The sequence below is a fragment of the Mucilaginibacter sp. genome (genome assembly GCF_035492695.1).
Taxonomy (GTDB): Bacteria; Bacteroidota; Bacteroidia; order Sphingobacteriales; family Sphingobacteriaceae; genus Mucilaginibacter.
This window is the reverse complement of record NZ_DATJJC010000022.1, coordinates 41,266-60,967: the sequence shown is the minus strand read 5'-3', so window position 1 is coordinate 60,967 and position 19,702 is coordinate 41,266. Positions and strand designations below refer to the sequence as shown.

At 43.4% G+C, this 19,702-nt stretch carries 21 protein-coding genes; 6 read left to right on the top strand and 15 right to left on the bottom strand.

Going from position 1 to position 19,702, the window contains the following annotated elements:
* Positions 1-3: 3 nt before the first annotated feature.
* The 10 genes from VL525_RS14325 to VL525_RS14280 all read right to left on the bottom strand — a co-directional run bounded on the left by VL525_RS14325 (position 4) and on the right by VL525_RS14280 (position 9,658).
* Positions 4-2,217: a tryptophan halogenase family protein gene (locus VL525_RS14325; protein WP_325387715.1), complete on the bottom strand. Its 2,214-nt coding sequence runs from the start codon at positions 2,215-2,217 to the stop codon at positions 4-6.
* Positions 2,210-3,403 carry a cupin domain-containing protein gene (locus tag VL525_RS14320; RefSeq protein WP_325387714.1) on the bottom strand — a complete coding sequence of 398 codons (1,194 nt, stop codon included), beginning with the start codon at positions 3,401-3,403 and terminating at the stop codon, positions 2,210-2,212. The genes VL525_RS14325 and VL525_RS14320 overlap by 8 nt, the downstream gene beginning before the upstream one ends.
* Before the next feature lie 21 nt (positions 3,404-3,424).
* The gene (locus tag VL525_RS14315; RefSeq protein ID WP_325387713.1) at positions 3,425-4,396 is read right to left on the bottom strand and encodes a hypothetical protein; all 972 of its coding nucleotides are present in this window, start codon (positions 4,394-4,396) and stop codon (positions 3,425-3,427) included.
* A gap of 2 nt (positions 4,397-4,398) precedes the next feature.
* Positions 4,399-6,294: an asparagine synthase-related protein gene (locus tag VL525_RS14310; protein ID WP_325387712.1), complete on the bottom strand. Its 1,896-nt coding sequence runs from the start codon at positions 6,292-6,294 to the stop codon at positions 4,399-4,401.
* A 101-nt stretch (positions 6,295-6,395) separates the two neighbouring features.
* Positions 6,396-6,569: a hypothetical protein gene (locus VL525_RS14305; protein WP_325387711.1), complete on the bottom strand. Its 174-nt coding sequence runs from the start codon at positions 6,567-6,569 to the stop codon at positions 6,396-6,398.
* Between the two features lie 48 nt (positions 6,570-6,617).
* On the bottom strand, positions 6,618-7,061 hold the full coding sequence (locus tag VL525_RS14300; RefSeq protein WP_325387710.1) for a lasso peptide biosynthesis B2 protein: 444 nt from the start codon (positions 7,059-7,061) through the stop codon (positions 6,618-6,620).
* A complete protein-coding gene (locus VL525_RS14295) occupies positions 7,051-7,335 on the bottom strand; it encodes a PqqD family protein (RefSeq protein WP_325387709.1) in 285 nt (94 codons plus the stop codon). Before VL525_RS14295 ends, VL525_RS14300 begins: the two co-directional genes overlap by 11 nt.
* Positions 7,336-7,397: 62 nt before the next feature.
* Positions 7,398-8,372, bottom strand: coding sequence for a phytanoyl-CoA dioxygenase family protein (locus VL525_RS14290; RefSeq protein ID WP_325387708.1), 975 nt, complete (start codon positions 8,370-8,372; stop codon positions 7,398-7,400).
* A 1-nt stretch (position 8,373) separates the two neighbouring features.
* The gene (locus tag VL525_RS14285; RefSeq protein WP_325387707.1) at positions 8,374-8,898 is read right to left on the bottom strand and encodes a 2OG-Fe(II) oxygenase; all 525 of its coding nucleotides are present in this window, start codon (positions 8,896-8,898) and stop codon (positions 8,374-8,376) included.
* Positions 8,899-9,022: 124 nt separating this feature from the next.
* Complete coding sequence (locus VL525_RS14280) at positions 9,023-9,658, bottom strand: 2OG-Fe(II) oxygenase (RefSeq protein ID WP_325387706.1); 636 nt, start codon at positions 9,656-9,658, stop codon at positions 9,023-9,025.
* Positions 9,659-9,773: 115 nt separating this feature from the next.
* On the opposite strand from VL525_RS14280, the gene VL525_RS14275 reads away from it, so the two are divergent.
* From VL525_RS14275 to VL525_RS14245, 6 genes are all read left to right on the top strand, one after another.
* Positions 9,774-10,274 carry a hypothetical protein gene (locus VL525_RS14275; RefSeq protein ID WP_325387705.1) on the top strand — a complete coding sequence of 167 codons (501 nt, stop codon included), beginning with the start codon at positions 9,774-9,776 and terminating at the stop codon, positions 10,272-10,274.
* Positions 10,271-11,083 carry a hypothetical protein gene (locus VL525_RS14270; protein WP_325387704.1) on the top strand — a complete coding sequence of 271 codons (813 nt, stop codon included), beginning with the start codon at positions 10,271-10,273 and terminating at the stop codon, positions 11,081-11,083. Before VL525_RS14275 ends, VL525_RS14270 begins: the two co-directional genes overlap by 4 nt.
* Entirely contained in the window at positions 11,080-12,078 is a 999-nt protein-coding gene (locus VL525_RS14265; protein ID WP_325387703.1) for a sulfotransferase, read from the top strand. The genes VL525_RS14270 and VL525_RS14265 overlap by 4 nt, the downstream gene beginning before the upstream one ends.
* Positions 12,075-13,289 (top strand): 50S ribosomal protein L11 methyltransferase, encoded by a 1,215-nt coding sequence (locus tag VL525_RS14260; protein WP_325387702.1) that lies wholly within the window; start codon positions 12,075-12,077, stop codon positions 13,287-13,289. The genes VL525_RS14265 and VL525_RS14260 overlap by 4 nt, the downstream gene beginning before the upstream one ends.
* A 438-nt stretch (positions 13,290-13,727) precedes the next feature.
* Positions 13,728-14,558, top strand: coding sequence for a hypothetical protein (locus VL525_RS14250; RefSeq protein WP_325387700.1), 831 nt, complete (start codon positions 13,728-13,730; stop codon positions 14,556-14,558).
* Positions 14,558-15,454, top strand: coding sequence for a sulfotransferase (locus VL525_RS14245; protein WP_325387699.1), 897 nt, complete (start codon positions 14,558-14,560; stop codon positions 15,452-15,454). The genes VL525_RS14250 and VL525_RS14245 overlap by 1 nt, the downstream gene beginning before the upstream one ends.
* Before the next feature lie 17 nt (positions 15,455-15,471).
* Here VL525_RS14245 and VL525_RS14240 read toward each other — a convergent pair whose 3' ends face one another.
* The 5 genes from VL525_RS14240 to VL525_RS14220 form a co-directional block, all read right to left on the bottom strand.
* The gene (locus VL525_RS14240) at positions 15,472-16,659 is read right to left on the bottom strand and encodes a nucleotidyltransferase family protein (protein ID WP_325387698.1); all 1,188 of its coding nucleotides are present in this window, start codon (positions 16,657-16,659) and stop codon (positions 15,472-15,474) included.
* A 208-nt stretch (positions 16,660-16,867) separates the two neighbouring features.
* Positions 16,868-17,476, bottom strand: a complete 609-nt coding sequence (locus tag VL525_RS14235) for a phage tail protein (protein ID WP_325387697.1) — start codon at positions 17,474-17,476, stop codon at positions 16,868-16,870.
* Positions 17,477-17,513: 37 nt separating this feature from the next.
* Complete coding sequence (locus tag VL525_RS14230; RefSeq protein ID WP_325387696.1) at positions 17,514-18,119, bottom strand: phage tail protein; 606 nt, start codon at positions 18,117-18,119, stop codon at positions 17,514-17,516.
* A gap of 19 nt (positions 18,120-18,138) precedes the next feature.
* Positions 18,139-18,738 (bottom strand): phage tail protein, encoded by a 600-nt coding sequence (locus VL525_RS14225; protein ID WP_325387695.1) that lies wholly within the window; start codon positions 18,736-18,738, stop codon positions 18,139-18,141.
* A 17-nt stretch (positions 18,739-18,755) separates the two neighbouring features.
* Positions 18,756-19,700 carry a formyltransferase family protein gene (locus VL525_RS14220; protein ID WP_325387694.1) on the bottom strand — a complete coding sequence of 315 codons (945 nt, stop codon included), beginning with the start codon at positions 19,698-19,700 and terminating at the stop codon, positions 18,756-18,758.
* Positions 19,701-19,702: the final 2 nt, after the last annotated feature.

Genomic DNA, 19,702 nt, shown 5'->3' with positions numbered 1-19,702 from the left:
TTATTACCATCGGCTTTCGAGGTATTCATTCAGAATGTCAAGGTCCTTATCGACGGGCACCGTTAGCGAGCGTATTGCCTTCCAGGTCTCAACGTTTGATTTCCAGATATGCTGATTCCTTACCGACCAATCGAACTTTTTAGGTATCTCGCCCTGCCCCATCATCATCACATCAAAACCAACCAACCCGAATATCACATCTTTTATAGATGAATTGATCATCCTGACCAGGCTTTTGTTAGCACAGCTCAACAGTCCTATTTCATGATAAAGGTCTATCATATCCTGTATACCGCTTACGTCGGTAAGTGCGCGGCAATCTTTCCAGAAGCGGGTGTCAAATTTTTTATTGAATTTATAATGTATCGCTAAAAAGTCCCTTAAGTAGTCCCAGTTATCATTAATATCTGTGTTTATCTTTTTCCTGAGTGCAGGAGAACCTTTTAACTCACTAAAATTATTGACCAGCCTTTTTGCTTCGGTAATAATCATGTGGATACCTGTTGATTCGAGTGGCTCGACAAAAGCGAACGAATTGCCTATGGCAAATACGTTACCGATGCAAATTTCCCGGTGCCGGCCTGTTTTGAAACGAACGATCCCTGGGTTGCTTATTTCAGGGTTCTTTCGAAGAAATTCATCGGTAGCTTCGTCGATAGAACAGTAAGCAGAAGAAAACACATAACCCCGGTGATCCTCGCCACGCATGGGTATGTTCCAGCACCATCCATGGTCCATTGACTCTGCATAGGTGTAGGTTTTGATCTTATTAACTCCGGGAATATTACCTACAACCGCGGTGTCGCAAAACAAGCTTTTATTGTAAGATATAAACTCAGATTTTAAAGTTTTCTCGAGCAGAAGCGAGCTAAAGCCGGTACAATCAACATAAAAGTCATAGATATGGCGCTTCCCGGTTTCCCCAATAACCACGGCCAGTTCATCCGAGTCTGCTTTTCTCTCGGCACCAACTATCAGATCATCGATATAAATAATACCTTTTTCCTGTGCTTTTATCTTCAGGTATTTAATAAAGGAGACATTGTCAAGATGAAGGGCATAAAAAAGTTCGTCGGAAAGTGTCGAATATTGCTGGGCGCCACTGCCGTCTTTAGCAGCGACAACAAAGGAGGATTCCTGGTCCATCAATGTAGCAGTGAGCGAACTATTGTTGATATCGCCATCGGCAACAAAAGAACTTTTTACATCCGGCCATCCGAAGGGGTAATTAAAGTAATAGTCGCCGGGTAGCCCCCAAAAGAATTTTATCCCGAGTTTCCAGGTAGGTTTGACTATTTCATAAAATTCGTGCGCTGAAAATTTAAGCACACCGAACAGGAATGACCTGATTTCCGGCGTGGTCGCTTCGCCCACCCCGATCACCGGTATTTTAGATGATTCTATCAGCGTAACCGGCATGTTGGGGTATTTTTCTTTAAAAAGGAGGGCTGTAAGATACCCGGCCGTTCCGCCGCCTATTATAGCAACATTCCGATACTCATCCCCGCCGTTTTCGGGAGGGGGGGCATTAAAAAATCCATTTTTTATGTGGGATACGGAATGCAAAAACTTGCCCACCAGTACCTTATAGTCTGTTAAGCTTTCATGCGAAGTGCCGGTATCCGCGCTGTCAAAAATGGGATAGATGTATTTCGATTCATAAATTGCCTGGTCTTTTTGGTGGAGTTTAAACAGCCGGACCCCATCAACAAAATTCAAGCGCTGTGCAGGCTTATCATTGTAAAGAATTTTTAATTCGTTCAACAGGCTGGCAAAGGCAGCAAAAACGATGTCGGGATTGCCCTGGATATCGTTTGAGGATGCGGTTGAGGTGATTTGGCTTTTCAGTTCAAGCTTATCGGCAGGTCGGCCATATTCCTGTTGCAGTATTAAAATCGCGGAATCGGCACCGGCGCTTTTCCCGGGAAAATGAGTTGGGCCGGTTATTAGGCTGTTATTCCACGACGAAACCGTTATAGACTTCTTTTTATTATTCCTGAAAAAGGCGCAGATATCGATTACCTCACCTAAGGTATTGCCCTCAAGTACATTAATATACAAATCAGCCTCGCTGCCATTTTTAACAGCCTGATAGTCGAGGCTAGAACAGTTTATCCACTCGATATAATTTAGTTGTGTCAGCAAAAAGCTATACAAAGCCGAGCCGGTTTGCCTGGCGGTAAGGATGATCTTCATTGGCGTAATAGTTTTACTCATGCTTTGGATCGTCAATCTTCAGATAACCTGCTTCTATTAATTTCTGTACAAGCTGAAGCTTGCCCCCAGCTGTTGCCAGCCCTTTTATTTGTTTAGCTGTAAATGGCTCAAACTGCAATAAAATATCTTTTTCTATAAAGGGGGGTATACTAAGCTTCTGTCCTCCAAAATGAATACTGAATTTTCCACCTGTCGTTTTAAACAGACATGCAAAGCCTGGCCGGCGCGATACAAAGGTATCTTCGTTAAGTCCTTCAAGCCGTAACGAATCGGTGAGTTTACCGCGAAAATCAATTGCCTGTTCTTTGACGAAATGTTCAGCCTGCTTTTCTAATAATTGTTCGGGACTTATTTTTTCCATCAGTTCGTTTAGCTTTTCCTTAAATGTGGCAAGGTAGGCTTTCTGTTCGCTCTCGCTTTGAAACCCATTGGGTATTGTCAGCCTAAAAAACCGCTCTTTTTCACACGCTATACGGGCCAATTCTTCAACCAGGTGATATCCATACGCAGGTTTAAGCGAAAAATTGACATGGATGGTCGATACCCCGGACGAAATGGCCTCGTGCGAGGTACCACGTGGGATGTAGAGAAAATCGCCTGAGTTGATCTCGAATTTCGAGACTAATTTTGGCTCATTGCTAAATGCACGGTACTTTACAGGTAAATCTTCGCCTGTATCATATATCATCCATGTTTTTGGCCCTTTTATCTGCATCAAAAAGATATCATGCGGGTCGTAGTGCATGGCAAAACCCTGCGAGTTCGGCGGAGTAATATAGATGTTGGATTGTAACCTGAATTTCAATTCCTGCTCAAGCACCCTGCAGGCTTCAGACAAACGGCTGATCGATCTGTCGGCGGAATTTATAATAATGGTCGCCCCCTCGTTAAAATGGCCGATCAGTTTTCCCGGGTCAACCACAGTTTTTATGGTGCCATCTATCAGCGTATCCGACCTTGTCCAGCCCGAAGATGGTATGCTGTTGCCTTTGTTCATGACCTTGATGCCCTCTGGGATCAAATTCTGCTGGCTGAGAAAATCGTCAATGTCGGCTATGGATATCACATTGTCAAAATAACCCGAGTTTTGGTGGCGGTTATGGACAAACGTCTTCTCCCAATAGTTTTTGAAGAACTCCTGTGTAGTGAGAGGTGCAACAAGCTGTGAAAAATCGATAGTTCTCATCAATGTTTTAATATCTGCCGTTCAAACTGTTTTTTTAAGATCATCCAACATAACACCGCACTGTTGGTACACCAGCTTTACGTTACGGCCAAAGTGCAGATATTTAACCGGCACTTTTAAGGACAGCCGCCCGAGCATCTTAAATTCTGCCTTCCGCTGGCCGGTCGACAGTACGTAGCCGGCAAAGGTATTGCTGTGTAACTGAACCAGTCGTTCAGCCGAGGTTGATTTTACAAAGGGGACCCCGTCTGTTTCTTCTGTTTCGCTCAGCAAATAAATAGCTCCGAGCCTTAACGGAGTGTTATGAAAACTTCCTTTCAGGTCGGAATATTTGCTGTCGCGATGTGAATATACCGAATCAAATTCATAAGTGTTTTCAGGGTAAAAAACTTCCAACGGTTGTGGCCGCAGCCGTACTTTAGCATAACCCGGCTGAACAAAAAAATCGCCATTTACTTCATTTATTACGGCAATATCATCAGCCATAACTTTATAGCCTAATCTTGAAAAAGCTGTAGCGGTGGTTGATTTCCCGCTTTTCTTTTTTCCCGTAAGGATGACAGCCTGCCCGTCGATATTTATGACCGATCCATGAAGGCACAACGTACCCCTTAGCCGCAATATGCAACCTAATATGGAACCTACGAACAACGAATTCATGTTAGATACAGGCTCTGTATTACTATGGATTATCCATACATTTTTTTTATCCGGGTCCATCAAAACTGATAGGTCGCCATGCGCAGTTATAAAAGTCAGCTTTAAATATATTCCCGACGCAGACTCAGCAGAAAAAAATGATATCCGTCCTTTTGTGCTAAGCTGCCGGGTTACTACCGGCTGCCAAACTAATGCCACATCGGGTATTGATACCTGTGCGGAGGACCAGGTAACTGAAAGATCGACCGAGGATGGCTCAGCAAGTTCGTTAAGTAATTCTATTTTACGTGAACTACGGACCGACAGTCCGTAGATATTATAATAGTGAGTCATAGCTATAGTCGGTAATCCGGGAACCGGCGCAAAAAATGTATCAGGTAAATGCCCTCTGGTACCGAATCCCGTGCCATCTTATCGGTAATGATGTTATTTTTATCCGTCCACAGCTTTAATTTTTCAACATCAACTATCTGCCTGACCGGATCATTCACATTAATATTTTCTAAAAAAGATCTTACCTGCGGCATTTGGGCATTATATCGCGCTCTGTAATCGGGCGAAAAAGCGCCTTTGGTAGTTCGCCATTGTATCTCGGGTGGGAGCATACCGTTAAGCCCAGCTCTTACTAAATAACGTTTATATCCGTTTTTTACTTTTAGGTCATGCGGGGCGGCAAGGCAAAATTCCAGCAGTGACTTATCCATCAACGGGCAGCGCAGTTCAATATCACCCATGTCCGCTTTGCCGTGGGCCTTCATCTGCGCGGTTCTGATCATCTTGGACTGATTGATCCTGTGGCTGGCTGAAGCCCCGCCTAAATTTACATCGATAAGTTCAGATTTTTGCTGGTCCCACCTATTCCTGAGCCTTTCAACGATATCCGGCTGCAAACAATTTACCCTTACCCTATCTAAATATTTTGGCCTGATAATATTTGCGATCATCTCTGGCACTATTGGCTTGACCACATCAGTGTACGCAGTTTGCCAGAATTGCTCAGCGTTAATTTTTTTGCGGTACCTCAGTTCGTGCCACAAAGTTGACCATTGCATTTTCCTGAAAAACTCGGCATAACAGCCGGTGCCATGATAAGAAATTCCCATTTCTCCGCCGCCCCCGCCAAGTAGCACCCTCGATCCATGTTGCCTGACCGCTGACGCAAATGATCTGTGTAAATAATGGCTCGCGATAAGTGTTGGCGCATAAATAGTGGTCTGCAGTTCATCCAGGTCACTAAAAAAACCTTTTCCTTCAGCCGATATGTAATTGATATTTACATTGGGAAGGCTTTTGAACTGATCGATATAATAACGTTCGTCGGCCAGTCCCGGATCGGCTCCTTCGGGTAATACACCCGAGAAAACCTGCAACTCGCGATTTTGACCCTGCAATATCCTTGCTGCTACACTCACTATGGCCGAAGAGTCGAGCCCTCCGCTTAACAGTGCCGTAACAGGAAACCGGCTCCGCATGCGATCGTTAACAGCTTTAAACAATTTTTCCCGGAAAGCTTCAGCAAATTCAGCCTCATCTTTAAATGATAGAGCTTTATATATGTCCGGCGTCCAGTATGTCTTTTTTTTGATCCCGTTTTGATCAATAGTCATCAATGTTGCCGCCTGAACAGGGAAGATATCTTTGAACCAGCTTTCACCCCAGAATAAATGTTTTGCATACGGGATGGTCATGGTCATCAACTTGTTTTCGTTGACAACCGGATAAATATCATCAAGAGCGAGAATAGGATTAGGGGTTGTTGCGAAAACAAACTTTTTTCCATTATAAAAATAATGCAGGTTGCGCGACGCAAGGTGGTCGGTACAGCAAATGAGTTTATTTAGACCGCCGTCCCATAAAACAAAGGCGAAATCGCCGAGCAGGTGTTCGCACAGTGCTTCTCCCCACTTTCTGTAAGCTAAAATAATGATGCCAGCATCGGCACGTTCCTTATATTCTTTAGCATCGATGCTTAATTTAACGAATAGTTCTGCACGATTATCAAGCCGAATATCTCCGGCAATGGTTAAGTTATTAACCGGATCATATAGCGGCAGGGTCTCAGAAAAAGATTCAGGTGTATTGAAAACGGTTTTTTGACCTAACGCTATACCTTCGGCATTCCAGAGAGCATCGGCATCAGACGAAACATAATTTAAAGACTCCAGCATGATTTTGGCATCAAAACTGCAATCGGTCTTATCCAGGCAGTATACACCAAAAAATATTGTCATCTATTACGCCCAAAATTATTTCCTAAAATCAATACTGGTTAAGTATGACCACAGGCCGGGCCAAGCGGTCAACAACGCATCTAATTTATACAGAAAAATTATCAGGATGTACAATCGGGCCATCTGGTTTCTCCATCTGCGCCGCGCGCAGGATTCAGTTGAACTAATTCAGCCAGACCACCAAATCGTTGAATTTTTGGCGTTTGATACACTTTTTTTTGCTTGCTATCTCCACTGTTAGCAGGCATAGCGTCAGTTGGATTGTTATTCTCCATAACGGTTTAATTATTTGTTAAATGTAAATTTACCTAATAATTTACTTATTATAAAACAGGCTTGTCAAATGTTTTAAACTTACCTATCGCACTGTCATCTGCGCTTAGCAGGTACCCCTTATGCTCCAGCCATGCGTGCGATTTAAGCTTATTCTCCGGCACTGTCAATATACCAAATTTCAGATCAGTTTTTATACCTTTTCTGCGGAGTGTGAGCCAAAATGCCAATGACGAGGACAGACAGTTAGTAGCCGGCCAGAATTTATGGGATAACGTGATCATAAAACGATACTTTTTAAGCTCGGCTATTTCAATATCGGTATCAATTTCACCGCCCTTTTCAAATCTCCTGAGAAAGCGAACAGTGTGTTTGAAACCTGTAATTTTTACCAATACCCTTACCAGGAACGCCAGCATCAGCGTTCTGAAGAATATCCATTTATCGGCATAGGATAAGCTTCGCGGGGGAATATTGGGCCATTTAATTTTCAATTATGATCAATTTTTCATTTCCAAGTTCAGTAAGCAAGTTGACCATATCGGAACGTAAAGTTATTTCATCCGTCTCATACTCTGCCAGTAGTTGTGATAATGCTTTTTCCGTATCACCATCTTCAGACAGGATTTGCCATATCCGGGCTCCTACATCATTTAATCCAAAGTATTGTTCGCTATCCATATCCAGCAAAACGCACTCATTATTGATTTGCTGGAATAATACATTATCGGATATTTTTACTTTTTTTGGTAAATTAAGATGCGTCATATTAATGTGATTTAAAGTTTAAGTTTTCTATAAATGTCATTTTGCCTGCTTGTACAATTGGTCTATGCGATACGGTTTTCTTTATATGCGGTCAGCAGCTCATGGGCGATGGCCGAAAATTTATTTAAAGATAAGACATGTATTTTATAATACTTAATAGCTTTCGCAACGGACATTAGCCGGGTTGAGAAGTCTGGTACCTCAACCGGCGAAAGTAACGGAACTTCATCCGGCAGAGGTGGGGTATTTTCTTTAATATATACAACCGACAAACTGACCCTGGGCTCAACATTTTTAGAAGAAATTGTCCCCCAGTGAATAACATCGCCTTTCCAGGATAATATACTGCCGGCAGGAACAGGCAGTGCCCGCGTGCTTTGCAATAAATTTTTAACTTCACGATGGCTCAGGTCTTCCATATTCAGCCATTTTACGAGCAGCGTGTCCGAAACGCGGTGCCTTGCAATAATATACATGCAGCCGTTATCAATTGTTGCGTCAGTTAGCGGAAACCAAACTGTAAAGCGATCATGCCGGTCGTAAAAATCAACGTGTGGGCTCCATCCCGAGCCTTTCTCAGGACAAACATAATGGACCACAACATGCGGCATTGCCATAAAGCCTTTGCCAAGGTGCGCTGACAATAACCTGAGCATTGATGGTGTGCGGGTAACTTGCCAAAATTCGTCGTACACGAAGGCCCACACTTCATGCCATCCGGCTTTTCTAAGGTTTTCAACGCCAAGCAACATCCTGTCAGTAATCTCTTTCCTGATGAGGGGAGCCTGGGTTGAAAAATAGCCCTCCCGGCCAAGCTTCCCCAGCATATCATCAATTTCGTTGTTTGTCAAAGCATCTTTTTCAAAATCGTCGAACGTCAGATCAGCGCATACATTTAGCTGTGGGTTTAATTGGCGCCAGTAATCCTGCGACCGGGCCAGTTCGATACGCCGGTTGGTTTCTTCTTCAGAAAAACTCTCCTTTTCAAACAAAGCTTTAAATAATACCTTTCCTGCTTCTGCTTTTCCTGTTTCCATTTTAATAAGGCTTTAAATGCGTTGCCGCAAATGTTGCAAAGTCGGGCTTCGATCTGAACCAGCCCACCCCAACGGTTCTCTGGCCGGTTTCTAACACAGTAAGCCTGTGCTGCAAGCCGGGCGCTATCTTAAAAACTATGGCATCGCCGGCGTTCAGCCGCCCAAATTCCCGTATAGTTTGGTCGCTGCCTGTTTCCCGTATTTGTAACTTGCCGCCGGTGTAATCCCTTGTTCCTAAACCTAGCGTCATCGCAAGCAGCCTGTTGTCAGAATTATCGCCATGCCATTCTATGCCGTGTTGTTCGCCTTCCTCGCTTCGGTGAATACGACCCATAAAATTTCCGATAGGTTCGCAACCGGTGATCTCCTCCAGAGCAGAAAAAAGCGCGGTGTTGTTAATAAGCATCTGAAAAATAAACAAAAGAGGATCGTTTTGAGGGACCAAAAGCAATTTCCCGAATTTGTTACGGTCATCCATTTCAAATTTGGTTTGAAACCGGATATCGGCTAATTTTTTCAGAAGCATGTTTAAGGTTGCCTGAGGTAAAAAGCCCGGCAAAAAAATACAATTTGTATCAATATACTCGTCCCTGTAACTTTCAATCCGGGTTTCGTCTATAAAAGTATTGGTAGCTACCATATAACTATTTTTAATTATGCAGTAAAGCTGCATCAGAAGTAAACCATCCGGCACCTGCAGTTCTGGGGAAGTTACCACTTACTGCGGTAACACAATGTTCCAAATGGGGAGAAACTTTAAAAATATGAGCGTCTCCCGGATTGGAACAGCCAACCTCGTTTAAATTTTCCCTGGTCTTTTTTTCCCGGATCTGAAATAGGCCGCCCTCATACCTTTCTTTGCTAAGATTGATACTTAACCCGATAAGTCTTGTCGGCCCGGATGTATCGTCGTGCCAATCCAGGAAATGATCTGTTCCAGGCATATTACGATAAATCCTTCCGGAAAACCCCCGAATTTCGGCGCAACCGGTTATAGCTTCAATTAAGCGAAAAAGTTCGGGATTATTAAACACAAAATTTAACTGATGCAGCACGATGCTTTTTGTTGGCACCGAAAGATCTGAAGCAAATATTACGTTACCCGAAGCCGTATGCTGATTTTCGTAAAAAGATGCGGTGTCAAGATTTTCCAATATTTTGTCAAGTAGTTTATCTTCAAGTAAACGCGGTAGTACGGTACATTTCTTTTCGTCAAATTCGCGCCTTAGTTCATCAACGATATGATCCTGGCAACCTGTAAGGCCGTTTTTTGTGATGGTTATCATTGGTCAGTATTGAATTTGAGGCAAAAGGGTTATTAAATAAATCATTTAATTTAGTAAGTTTTTAAAAGAAAATCCGAAACTTTATCAGTAAATCTACTTGCCAGATATTCAAACCATGACCTTAAAAGAAATCACGGTTATCTTTATATTATCCTTTTGGTTACTTGCCAACGCCAGTTACGCTATTTTTAATAAAAAATTAGCCCGCGTTACCTTTTACGCTGACGTATTCAGATGGATATCGGCTTTTCAGCTTTTTTCCTACAATAACCTGGGAGAATATAAATTATATTATCGCGATAGGCTGTCTGATCATTCTGTAACCGAATGGAAAAATATCCCATTGACGCCGCGATGGAAGATATATCATGCTATCTGGTTCCCTCAAAACGCCATACCCGAAAGCATAAAGTCCATTGTAAGCGATTTTGCTACAATCGTAAAAACGCAACAAGATAAAACAAAATTGAAAAAAATGAACGAACGATTTAATTATAATGCAATATTGTGCTTTATAATGCAAATACCATCAGGCGAGTTTGAGGCTGGCCGACAATTCAGGGTAGTTGACCAGGAAAATCTTGAGGTATTTACGTCATATTTTCACAAAGGATGAAATTGGAAATCACAGCGACCGAGGTTTTGGAGTGGACGGGCCGCTTGTTGGCAGTATATGTTGTTATAGATTCATTCGAAAAGCTTTGCCTGGCGAAACAATACATCGGCGGTGGTTTATTTGATTGGCATATGCTAAAGGAAAACAATTTCTATAAACGACAACACGCTTTTATCAGGAAACTTTCTGATGCCGTTTTTTTTACACCAGTGTGGATGGGCCTATTGTTTTTAAGGCTTTTATGCGGAGTATACTTGTTATTTTTCTCTTCTTTTTTAACTGATTCGATCTATTGCTTTTTCACGCTATTTATTGTTAGTTCGTTGATTAACTGTCGAAATATAGCTTATGGAGCCGAAGCAGAAAATCGCTTTTCACTCATCATAACCGGCGCACTTTTGCTGCAGAAAATAGCCCCCACTCATACTGTGACAGTGGTAGCCTTTTGGTTCATCGCCCTGCAAGTTTGTCTTTCTTACCTAACTGCCGGAGTTGCCAAATTATTAAATGTAAACTGGCGAAATGGTGGCGGTTTTTACCGTATTATAACAGCGTATAATAAGGTGCCTCTGCCCGCCGTAAATCTGTTTTTCGAACAGCGAAGGCCGCTTAGCAAATTCATAAATTGGTCGGTAATTGTATTTGAGTGCTTTTTCTCATTGACCTTAGTTGTCGGCCGACCATATTTTTGGTGGTTCCTGGGTTTCGGGATAGTATTTCATGCCTCAATAGCTATATGGCTAAGGCTTGGAAAGTTTTTTTGGGTTTGGATAGCAACTTACCCGGCATTGATCTTTATAACACAATGAATATTCAGAAAGAAGGATCAAATTTTATCTTTATACAGGGAATGATGCCGCGCAGCGGAACGCATTATCTGATGCATCTGCTTTGCCTTCATCCAAAATGCCGCAGAAGTGTACTGGTAGAGGATGGGTTATTAGCCAAGTCGTCGTTACTGACAAAATATATCGAGCGCAACAACAGGCAATGGGTGGTAGATGCCGACCTGCCCGAAGATATGGGAGCCGAGCAACTGTTAGCCGAAGGATTGGGAGAAGGGTTAAGGATATTCCTGAATCGTCTTACACAGAAAGCTTTAGATGAAAAAAAAATGCCTGTTACCGAAACCTGCGATATCGATTACCGGTACATGGTTACTAAAACCCCTAATGTAAGTAATCTTAAAAATTTCTTTAAGTTTTTTCCGGACGAAAAACTGCTCATCCTGGTAAGGGACGGCAGGAGCCTGGTAGAATCTATTAATTTATCTTTCAAATATAACAGGGAAACCGCAACACGCGACTGGGCAAATGCTGCCCGCGATATTTTTGAAATTCAAAAACAATGGATGCGGGAAGGGAAGCAATTCCTGGTAGTAAAATATGAAGAGCTTTACGCAAATACTGAAAATGAGATGAGAAAAATTTTGTCATTTCTTGATCTTGACGCAGCGTGTTACGATTTCGAAAAGGCATTGTATTCGCCGGTAATAGGCTCTTCGGTATTTATGCGCGGGGCCGGGCCGGTACACTGGGCGCCTGTAGATAAAACGGCTGAATTTAACCCGCTGCTGCGAAGCGCCAAATGGACCCGCAAACAGCATGAACGATTTAACTGGCTGGCAGGAAAAGAATTGGTAATGTGGGGGTACGATCCCGTAAAACCCCTGGGAGCTAAATTTCTGTGGGTGCTTACAAATTACTTTTATGATTGGGGTTATGCATCAAAATTATGGTTTTGGAGATTCATCAGGTTGAATCAGTTTATTGGTAAAAAATTGAAGGCTTATTTTACGAAATGATGAAGTTAAAACCTGAAACCATACTTAAACGGGGCAGTGGGGTCGAGATCAGGATGGATTCACTTCATATGATCCAGGTAATCGTAAATAATAAACGATCGGGTTTTCGTAACCTGGCGCTGGTGATATTAAGCGTATTTTCCCAACCACTGACCATGCGCGAAGGGTTAAGAAAAATAAAGGTTTCGGGCGTACAAAACTGGGTTGAGGCCAGCAGTACAATTTGCAAATTATGGGTGCTTGGCGCTTTATGCGACTATAATGAAAATCAGTTTTCGCCCGACAAAAATTTAGCAAGTTTCGGTTCATCACCAATTCATATAGCGATGCTTAACGACCGTGTCCGTACGAATAAATTTGAAAAAGCAATTAAACAGGTTGTCAGAAAAGGTGATGTAGTGGTTGACATCGGCACCGGAACAGGAATATTGGCTATTGCTGCGGCCAGGGCGGGCGCAAAAAAAGTATATGCAATAGAAGCCGGAAGCATGGCCGACGTGGCGCAAGCCGTTATCAATACCACCGAATATACCGACCGGATAACGTTGATCAGGAGCTGGTCGACGCAGGTCGAATTACCGGAAAAGGCAGACGTATTGGTCAGTGAAATTATTGGAAACGATCCATTCGATGAAAATGTGCTGCCGGTATTTTTTGATGCCCGGCAAAGGTTATTAACGCCCGGCGCCCGGCTGATCCCCGGCAGTATAAAAGTGATAGGTTTGCCCGTACAGGTACCCGAGCGGATGTTGAAAAACAGAATTTTGCATGAAGCGGACCTGGTAAATTGGGAAAAATGGTATGATATAGATTTTTCCGCACTTAAAAATATTGATGCGGACTTGTCAAAACATCTGATCAAGCTGGATACAGAAAGGCTCAAAAATGTTGCCATCTTTAATGATCCGCTGGTGCTTGCCGAAGTAGATCTTAATGCCATCACTAATTTAAAAATTGACAATTACGTTTCAGGAACTGTGGCGCATGAGTTTAACGGCCTGCTGATACATTTTGAACTTGGTCTCGATGATTTATTGTTGTCCAATCAACCCGGCCTTCCGGACCGTGCGACATCCTGGGTGAATTTTGTTTGGTATTTACCTGGCGCTGCGAAATTGAAAATAGGCGATGACTATACTATTAATTATAAGTATTCCGGCGGGCGCGATTCGGAGATTAGGCTATTGCATAACGACGAACTTACAGGATGATGTTTTATGTTATTTTTTTTATAGCGGTTTGCGCCGTATTGCTTTGGGTTACAGTAATGCAGAAAGAAGCTTACCCTTTTTCATATTACCCGATGTATTCGTCTCCGCATCAGGTAAGCGGGGTTAGCGTGTATCGCGTTGCGTTTAAAACGCAGGACGGTACTATGGCATGGTGGGAATCGGAATTTTATCGTTACCCCGAATATGTTGGGAGAAAGCTGAAACAGTTACGTACCATCAGCAGCGGGGCAGAGGAAAAGGATGTTTTTTTACGGCTTGAACAAACAAGGCTTTTAATCTCGATCTTAAGAATCGCGGAAGGAGAGGGGGTGCAGATCAGTAATTATAAAACTCTTTGTATAGTTGAAAGAACGATTACAACTGACCTTAAACCTAAGGATCACATAATTGAACAAATCCCGTTAGAAAATTTACGAAATGAGCTTTCCTGATCTTTTTAGTAACGCTCATGGTCCCAATGAAGCCGGGATGTTCGCCAAGCTTTTTTGCGCGGTATCAGCCATACAGGTACTTCTAAGCTTTCGCCAGCAATATCGCTATTTCCAAACGGAACCCTGGAAAATATATGGAAGGAGACAACGATTGTTAGGTTTTTTACCCTTACCGGCCCTAAATAAATATCAATTTTTAGGTTCAGGCTTATGCCTGACGACGTGCCTGGTGCTGGTGTGTGCAGGGTTTTATACCCGCATTTTTATTTTTATAGCGCTTGTTAACTACTTTTTGTATTTCAGCCCCATCATTTCGCTGGCATACGTCCAACGCAAAACCAATCTTTTACCAGTTGTATTGCTCATACTGCTATTATCGCCCTCATTGGATAAGCCGTTGGCGGCGCCTTCAACGGCTTGGGAGTTGATCCTGGTTAAAATAGCGTTAGTGCAGGTTTATTTTGCTGCAGGTTTGCAAAAACTGATACGGTCGGGTCTAAGGTGGGTCAATGGTAAAAACCTGCAGGCTTATTTAATGGAAAATTATCTTTGGTCTGATAAAAAGAGCGCATTAGTTATAGCTAGCAGGCCAATGCTTTGCATGATATTAAGCACCCTCACCCTTTTTTTTGAACTTACTTTCTGGTTGGTTATCTTCTTTCCGTCATTTACTTTTTTTTATGTGGCATTTGCCATCCTGTTCCATACGAGTACGCTAATAACCATGCGCATAAATTACCTTAAATACATGGGGCCGGTATACCTGGTTTTCTTTACTGACACGATATTTCGCTTAAAAATAATCCCGGGGACATAATGAGAAACGGCACAGATCAATCGGTTTTAAGCGAGCTTATTGCGAATACCGGATTTCTTCCGGTATCGGTCGATCCGTTAAAACGTACCATTGCCTGGCTTGATTTCGGCCGGTATCATTTTTATGAGGGTTTTTTTCACAAGTCAGCTAAAGTATTCGAAGCGTTAAAAAAAGGCGAGATCAAAACATTTCTGACAGGTATTGACGTACTGGATGAAGGTGCATTGGTGGCTGACAGCATTTACCCGACAGGCTTTATCTTCCACGCCGGCCGTTCAGGATCTACAATGCTTTCGAAGGTATTGGCGCGTTCGCGCGAAAATCATGTCATTAGCGAAGCCGGGCCAATGAATAGCATATGGTCTTTTTTTACTGACAATGGGCAATTACCCATACAAGCGACCGATAGTAACAAAAAGATATACAGGAATCTTTTACTTACCATGAGCAGGCACAGGTGCAAGACGCATAAGCGCTATTTTATAAAATTCACATCTTTCAATATCCTTTTTTTCGATTTTATACATACCGTATTCCCTGACGTGCCGGCAATATTTTTGAATCGGAACAGTGAGGATATTTTAAGATCGTTCGAAAAAAACCCTCCGGGCTGGCTTGCGCCGGGCAACACTGGATTTTTGAATATTACGGCGGGAAGTGCTTACACTGATACAAAAACAATAGTGGAAAGTTTCCTTGCTGCCGCAAAAAAATACCCGGACGAGGTGTTGAAATGCATTGACTATAAGGATCTTAATCCCGAGCTATTGCCATCAGTATTGTATCATTTTAAAGCTGATATAAACGCCAACGAATTGTCGCTTATGCAAACGCAGTTTTCATTTGATGCCAAGGTGGAATTTAACAGGAAAAGATTTAACGGAAATGATACTTGATCAGACTTATAACGATGTTACTTTTTGGGCCGAAAGTTTATTTTTTCAAACAGCAGGCGGAATGGCCGCAAAATAAATAACAGGGGAAAGAGAAAAATGGGCAACCTGAAAGTGTTGATATCGATATATGACGGAATAAAAAAATAAACAAATGACCGCAAAAGAAACCGGGCCTTATTTACTATGTTGTCCTGCGATCTCAACGAATGTTTTAAAAAACGAATATTATTAAATTGTAAACTGCTCAATGCAACCGGGTATTGCAACGGCACCAACAAGTCTTCGCTTTTTATTGTGGTCGAACAGGACGGCGGAATATCCACCCCGGTCAGGCTGCTTACAACAGATAAGCCTTTCATCAGTCTTTTCTTAAATCCAAACTTAACCGCCGTCGAAAGAATGACAGGATCGTCCAGCAATGCCGGGTACTTTTTTAATATACAGGCAATATCAATCATGTATTTAAACCGGGTGCCCATATCCTTTACCAGGTGGTTGGAAATAGTGGCAAGAAAATCAAATGGCGGGGACAGAACCGCGTATTCGCCATAAGCCTGCTTATATGGTTCTATATGGGGTTTGAAAAACTCAAAGGGAGGGTATTTGCCGGCAAAACCGTTGAGAAGCGACCAGTGAATTTCAATATTGCAATCGTATTTGGGCACGCGATAAACCATATCTTTAAAAAACCCCTGGTAAAACTTAAGGTAGTTGCGCGGCACAGTCTCTTTGGGGATGTAGCCGCTGGCAATAAAATAATCTTCTATTTTTCCTATATCAGTACGGCTTGCTATCAGGTCGATATCTATGCTTTCCCTCATTCCTATATTATCATAGTACCTGGATACTAAAGCAGTACCTTTATAAGCAATTACGGTGATTCCTAAATCTTTTAGACCGGTAGTTATTTTTGTGGTCAGTATTGCCTGCATCATGTTTCTTTGCAGCATAACACGATGATCATTTTCTAACCTCGACTTAAAACCCGTATCAACGTCAAGGTCGTATTTTAAGATCACATCATAAATAAATGGCCGGACACCGTGCGCCATGGCAATTTTGTAAACTAATTGCCAGTCGGGCGGTGAAGCCGCGAAGTCATGAAAATCGGTTTTCCCGAATCCCGAAAAATATAGCCTGCATAGCTGCAATAAAAAAAGTTGTTCGTTTGAATAGGTATCTGCCAGCTCTTTTAATGGGATCATTTTTATAGAGGTATAAATTATTCAGTCAGGCCGGTGGCTGATAAGCGGTGCTTAAAGCTAAAAAAGTTTGTGCAAAGTGTAAGGTAACTAACAACAAAAAGATATTGATGCGGGAAAAGACCGGTACCCTCCCAAAAAAACAACGGCTGGCATGTGATACCGGCCGTTGTAGTTGTTCAGGCTTACGCTTTATTGTCCACTGGCCTTGCTAATTCCTGACAGGGAATATACCCTGCATACAAATAATATAATTCAAGACCAGGGATGGCTGAATGTTGTTATGGGGAATGGTATTCCCGGCCGGGGCAAGCACAACATTGGATACCGGCGCTGTGGATACCTTTGTTACGACAATTGAACCCGGGTCCATCGCCACAGGTGTGCCTGACGCCACGTACATCGATACATTGTGAGCGGTATCCTGCCCCGGAAGACCGCCGGCAGGACTTGCCTGGCCAGCCAGGCCATTTACACCGTTCAAAGTAACGTCAGCTGTCGCCCCTGTTCCGGGTGTAACCGTAGCTGTATGCGTATGCGATGGCAGGTTTGACGAAATTAACGTTACTGTTTCTGTTCCCACCATTTCGCCGTTGTCATAAGGGCTCAAGCCGGGTCCCTGCCCGGTGCCGATAAATGCCCTGCTGGCAAGGTTGGGCAGTGCAAAAGTACTGGTGCCATTACCACCGTATTGTGTTCCTAAAATTGAAAAAAGTGCCGTATTTGATGCAATTGATAATATCTGTCCCTGGCAGTATGCCCAGGTACGAGGTGCAAAATTTGCGGCAAACATTCTTACTTCTCCTATAGTTCCTTCCATTTTGATAAGTTTTTAATGATCCATAATTAATTTGGCCTCAATCCCTCGATGGGAATATTCCATTGATACAAATGATATAATTCATCGCCAATACCGGCTGAATATTAGAATGCGGCAGGCTTGAGCCGGCCAGGGAAACAGTAACTCCAGGTGCAGGCGCCGTAAGGCTATCGAGTGTTACCGACGCGGCATTCATAGCGACGGTCGACGATCCGCCCGGGGCATAAATAGTAGCTGTTGCGTCCTGGCCCAATAAATTATTCTGCGGCAGTGCCTTTCCGCCCTGGCCTGGCACGCCCATCAGTTCGAAAGTGGCCGATGCGGGCGTTGAATCGGTTTGCACCGTTGCTGTATGATTATGCGCAGGTATTTCGGTGATCTGTAGCGTATGGTTTTCTTCCCCTAAAACCTCTCCGAGGGCATAATCCGGCAAACCCAGGCCCTGCCCGGTACCTATTACTATGCGGCTTTGTATATTGGGTAGTTGAAAAGTGGTTACGCCATCGCCACCATAAGTAGTACCTATGATAGCAAAAAGCGCTGTCTCCTGTGCAATGGACATTATTTGCCCCTGGCAGAATTGCCAGTTCAATGGTGCAAAATTACCTGCAAATCCGCGTATTTCGCCAATTGTTCCTTCCATGTGTTTAAGTTTTTAATGGTTAATCTCTTGAAGGGAATATTCCCTGGAGACAAATAATATAATTTAATGCAATAGAGGGCATAATGTTGTTGTGTGGCTGATTGCCGCCCGTAAGCCCGGTTGTAACCGTAGGCGCAGGCACGTTTAGATTTGCATACGTTATTGCACTTCTCGACATCACCACCGGGGTGCCTGTGCCCGGATGTGTATAAGGCCTGGCCCCACCGGTGGTATCGGTGCCCAGGTAATTTCCCGCAGGTTGCGGTTGCCCGCCTGCGTTAACCCCATACAATGTTGCTGTGCCAGTACCCCTTGTTGTCGGCTGGGTTATAACGGTTGCATGTGTATGTGCCGCCATTGTTTGCGATGTTATGGTCTCATCATCAGTTCCAAGGGTTTCGCCCAAAACATAGGTCGAAAGACCCAGCCCCTGTCCGGCGCCGATCGCTGTTTTCCCCCGCAGATCGGGCAGCATAAAAGTTTGAACACCATTACCCCCGTAAGTAGTGCCAAGCAATGCAAATAATGCCTGGTTGCTTGAAATGGCTAATGTTTGCCCCTGGCAAAGCGCCCATGTTCGGGGGGCAAAGTTCCCGGCGAAAAGCCGGATTTCTGACATTGTTCCTTCCATAATATTTAATTTAAGTTGATGAATTTTTCTCCAGCCTGCACGCCCATACTAAACAGCTTACTGCCCGAAAAATACCCCTCCTGTGTATGGACAACATTTATCTTTAGAAACCGGCTTCCCCGGCAGGCTACAATCAGCCCATATACTGCATCAGCATAAACGATCGTTCCCGGATCGGGCCTGAAATTATTTTCAAGCTGTATTTCCGCCGGCGATGTTTCCAGTATTCGTATTTCAGCGTTCCTCAAGTATGTAGATGCCCCATCGTATTTCGGGTTTGACGCATTCACCAGGTACTCAATTTCATCAGCGGATTGTTCGTCCCAATTTATTTTTAACGTCTTATATCCCGGCTTTTTAAAGCATGCTGCTTCGCCGCCACCTGGCTTATCAAGTTCGCGAAATGATTTGTTCAAATAATTATCAACTAAAGGCTGGACAAGCCCCGCAGCCATAAACCCCAGGCGCTGGCAAAACAAGCCATAGTTTTCTCCTTTTATTGTTCTCAATTCCTCCATCATTAAAATCGGGCCGTCATCGATAACTGGGGTCATCCGGTGCACTACCAGGGCAGCCTTTTCTTCGCCGTTTTTTAACTGCCAGAATATGGGATCGGCTCCTTTGTACCGTGGAAGATTTCCAAAATGAAAATTCAGGAAACCACCTTCGGGTATGGCAAGTATTGAGGATGGTATGAGCCAGGGAAAACCAAAAACCCATACCATATCGGGAGCGATAGTTTGGAGCCAGTTTTGCATTTCCGATTGCCAGGCCTCTTTGGTGAATTGCGCTATATTTTGCTTCGGTATGGCCATACCCAAGAGCGGGGAAAGTAAGACATTACTACTGCGTGCCAATATCCCGGCACCCGCCAGCCATCCCTGGCTGATCAGGGAGCTAATAGCCGGGAAGGCTAATGAATCGGAATTGCATATAACCGCTATTTTCATAT

What these genes read in the sequence shown, in the direction of transcription:
- VL525_RS14325 (WP_325387715.1), bottom strand. Translation starts at nt 2,217, where the DNA reads ATGAGTAAAACTATTACGCCAATGAAGATCATCCTTACCGCCAGGCAA.
- VL525_RS14320 (WP_325387714.1), bottom strand. Translation starts at nt 3,403, where the DNA reads ATGAGAACTATCGATTTTTCACAGCTTGTTGCACCTCTCACTACACAG.
- VL525_RS14315 (WP_325387713.1), bottom strand. Translation starts at nt 4,396, where the DNA reads ATGACTCACTATTATAATATCTACGGACTGTCGGTCCGTAGTTCACGT.
- VL525_RS14310 (WP_325387712.1), bottom strand. Translation starts at nt 6,294, where the DNA reads ATGACAATATTTTTTGGTGTATACTGCCTGGATAAGACCGATTGCAGT.
- VL525_RS14305 (WP_325387711.1), bottom strand. Translation starts at nt 6,569, where the DNA reads ATGGAGAATAACAATCCAACTGACGCTATGCCTGCTAACAGTGGAGAT.
- VL525_RS14295 (WP_325387709.1), bottom strand. Translation starts at nt 7,335, where the DNA reads ATGACGCATCTTAATTTACCAAAAAAAGTAAAAATATCCGATAATGTA.
- VL525_RS14290 (WP_325387708.1), bottom strand. Translation starts at nt 8,372, where the DNA reads ATGGAAACAGGAAAAGCAGAAGCAGGAAAGGTATTATTTAAAGCTTTG.
- VL525_RS14285 (WP_325387707.1), bottom strand. Translation starts at nt 8,898, where the DNA reads ATGCTTCTGAAAAAATTAGCCGATATCCGGTTTCAAACCAAATTTGAA.
- VL525_RS14280 (WP_325387706.1), bottom strand. Translation starts at nt 9,658, where the DNA reads ATGATAACCATCACAAAAAACGGCCTTACAGGTTGCCAGGATCATATC.
- VL525_RS14275 (WP_325387705.1), top strand. Translation starts at nt 9,774, where the DNA reads ATGACCTTAAAAGAAATCACGGTTATCTTTATATTATCCTTTTGGTTA.
- VL525_RS14270 (WP_325387704.1), top strand. Translation starts at nt 10,271, where the DNA reads ATGAAATTGGAAATCACAGCGACCGAGGTTTTGGAGTGGACGGGCCGC.
- VL525_RS14265 (WP_325387703.1), top strand. Translation starts at nt 11,080, where the DNA reads ATGAATATTCAGAAAGAAGGATCAAATTTTATCTTTATACAGGGAATG.
- VL525_RS14260 (WP_325387702.1), top strand. Translation starts at nt 12,075, where the DNA reads ATGATGAAGTTAAAACCTGAAACCATACTTAAACGGGGCAGTGGGGTC.
- VL525_RS14250 (WP_325387700.1), top strand. Translation starts at nt 13,728, where the DNA reads ATGAGCTTTCCTGATCTTTTTAGTAACGCTCATGGTCCCAATGAAGCC.
- VL525_RS14245 (WP_325387699.1), top strand. Translation starts at nt 14,558, where the DNA reads ATGAGAAACGGCACAGATCAATCGGTTTTAAGCGAGCTTATTGCGAAT.
- VL525_RS14240 (WP_325387698.1), bottom strand. Translation starts at nt 16,659, where the DNA reads ATGATCCCATTAAAAGAGCTGGCAGATACCTATTCAAACGAACAACTT.
- VL525_RS14235 (WP_325387697.1), bottom strand. Translation starts at nt 17,476, where the DNA reads ATGGAAGGAACTATAGGAGAAGTAAGAATGTTTGCCGCAAATTTTGCA.
- VL525_RS14230 (WP_325387696.1), bottom strand. Translation starts at nt 18,119, where the DNA reads ATGGAAGGAACAATTGGCGAAATACGCGGATTTGCAGGTAATTTTGCA.
- VL525_RS14225 (WP_325387695.1), bottom strand. Translation starts at nt 18,738, where the DNA reads ATGTCAGAAATCCGGCTTTTCGCCGGGAACTTTGCCCCCCGAACATGG.
- VL525_RS14220 (WP_325387694.1), bottom strand. Translation starts at nt 19,700, where the DNA reads ATGAAAATAGCGGTTATATGCAATTCCGATTCATTAGCCTTCCCGGCT.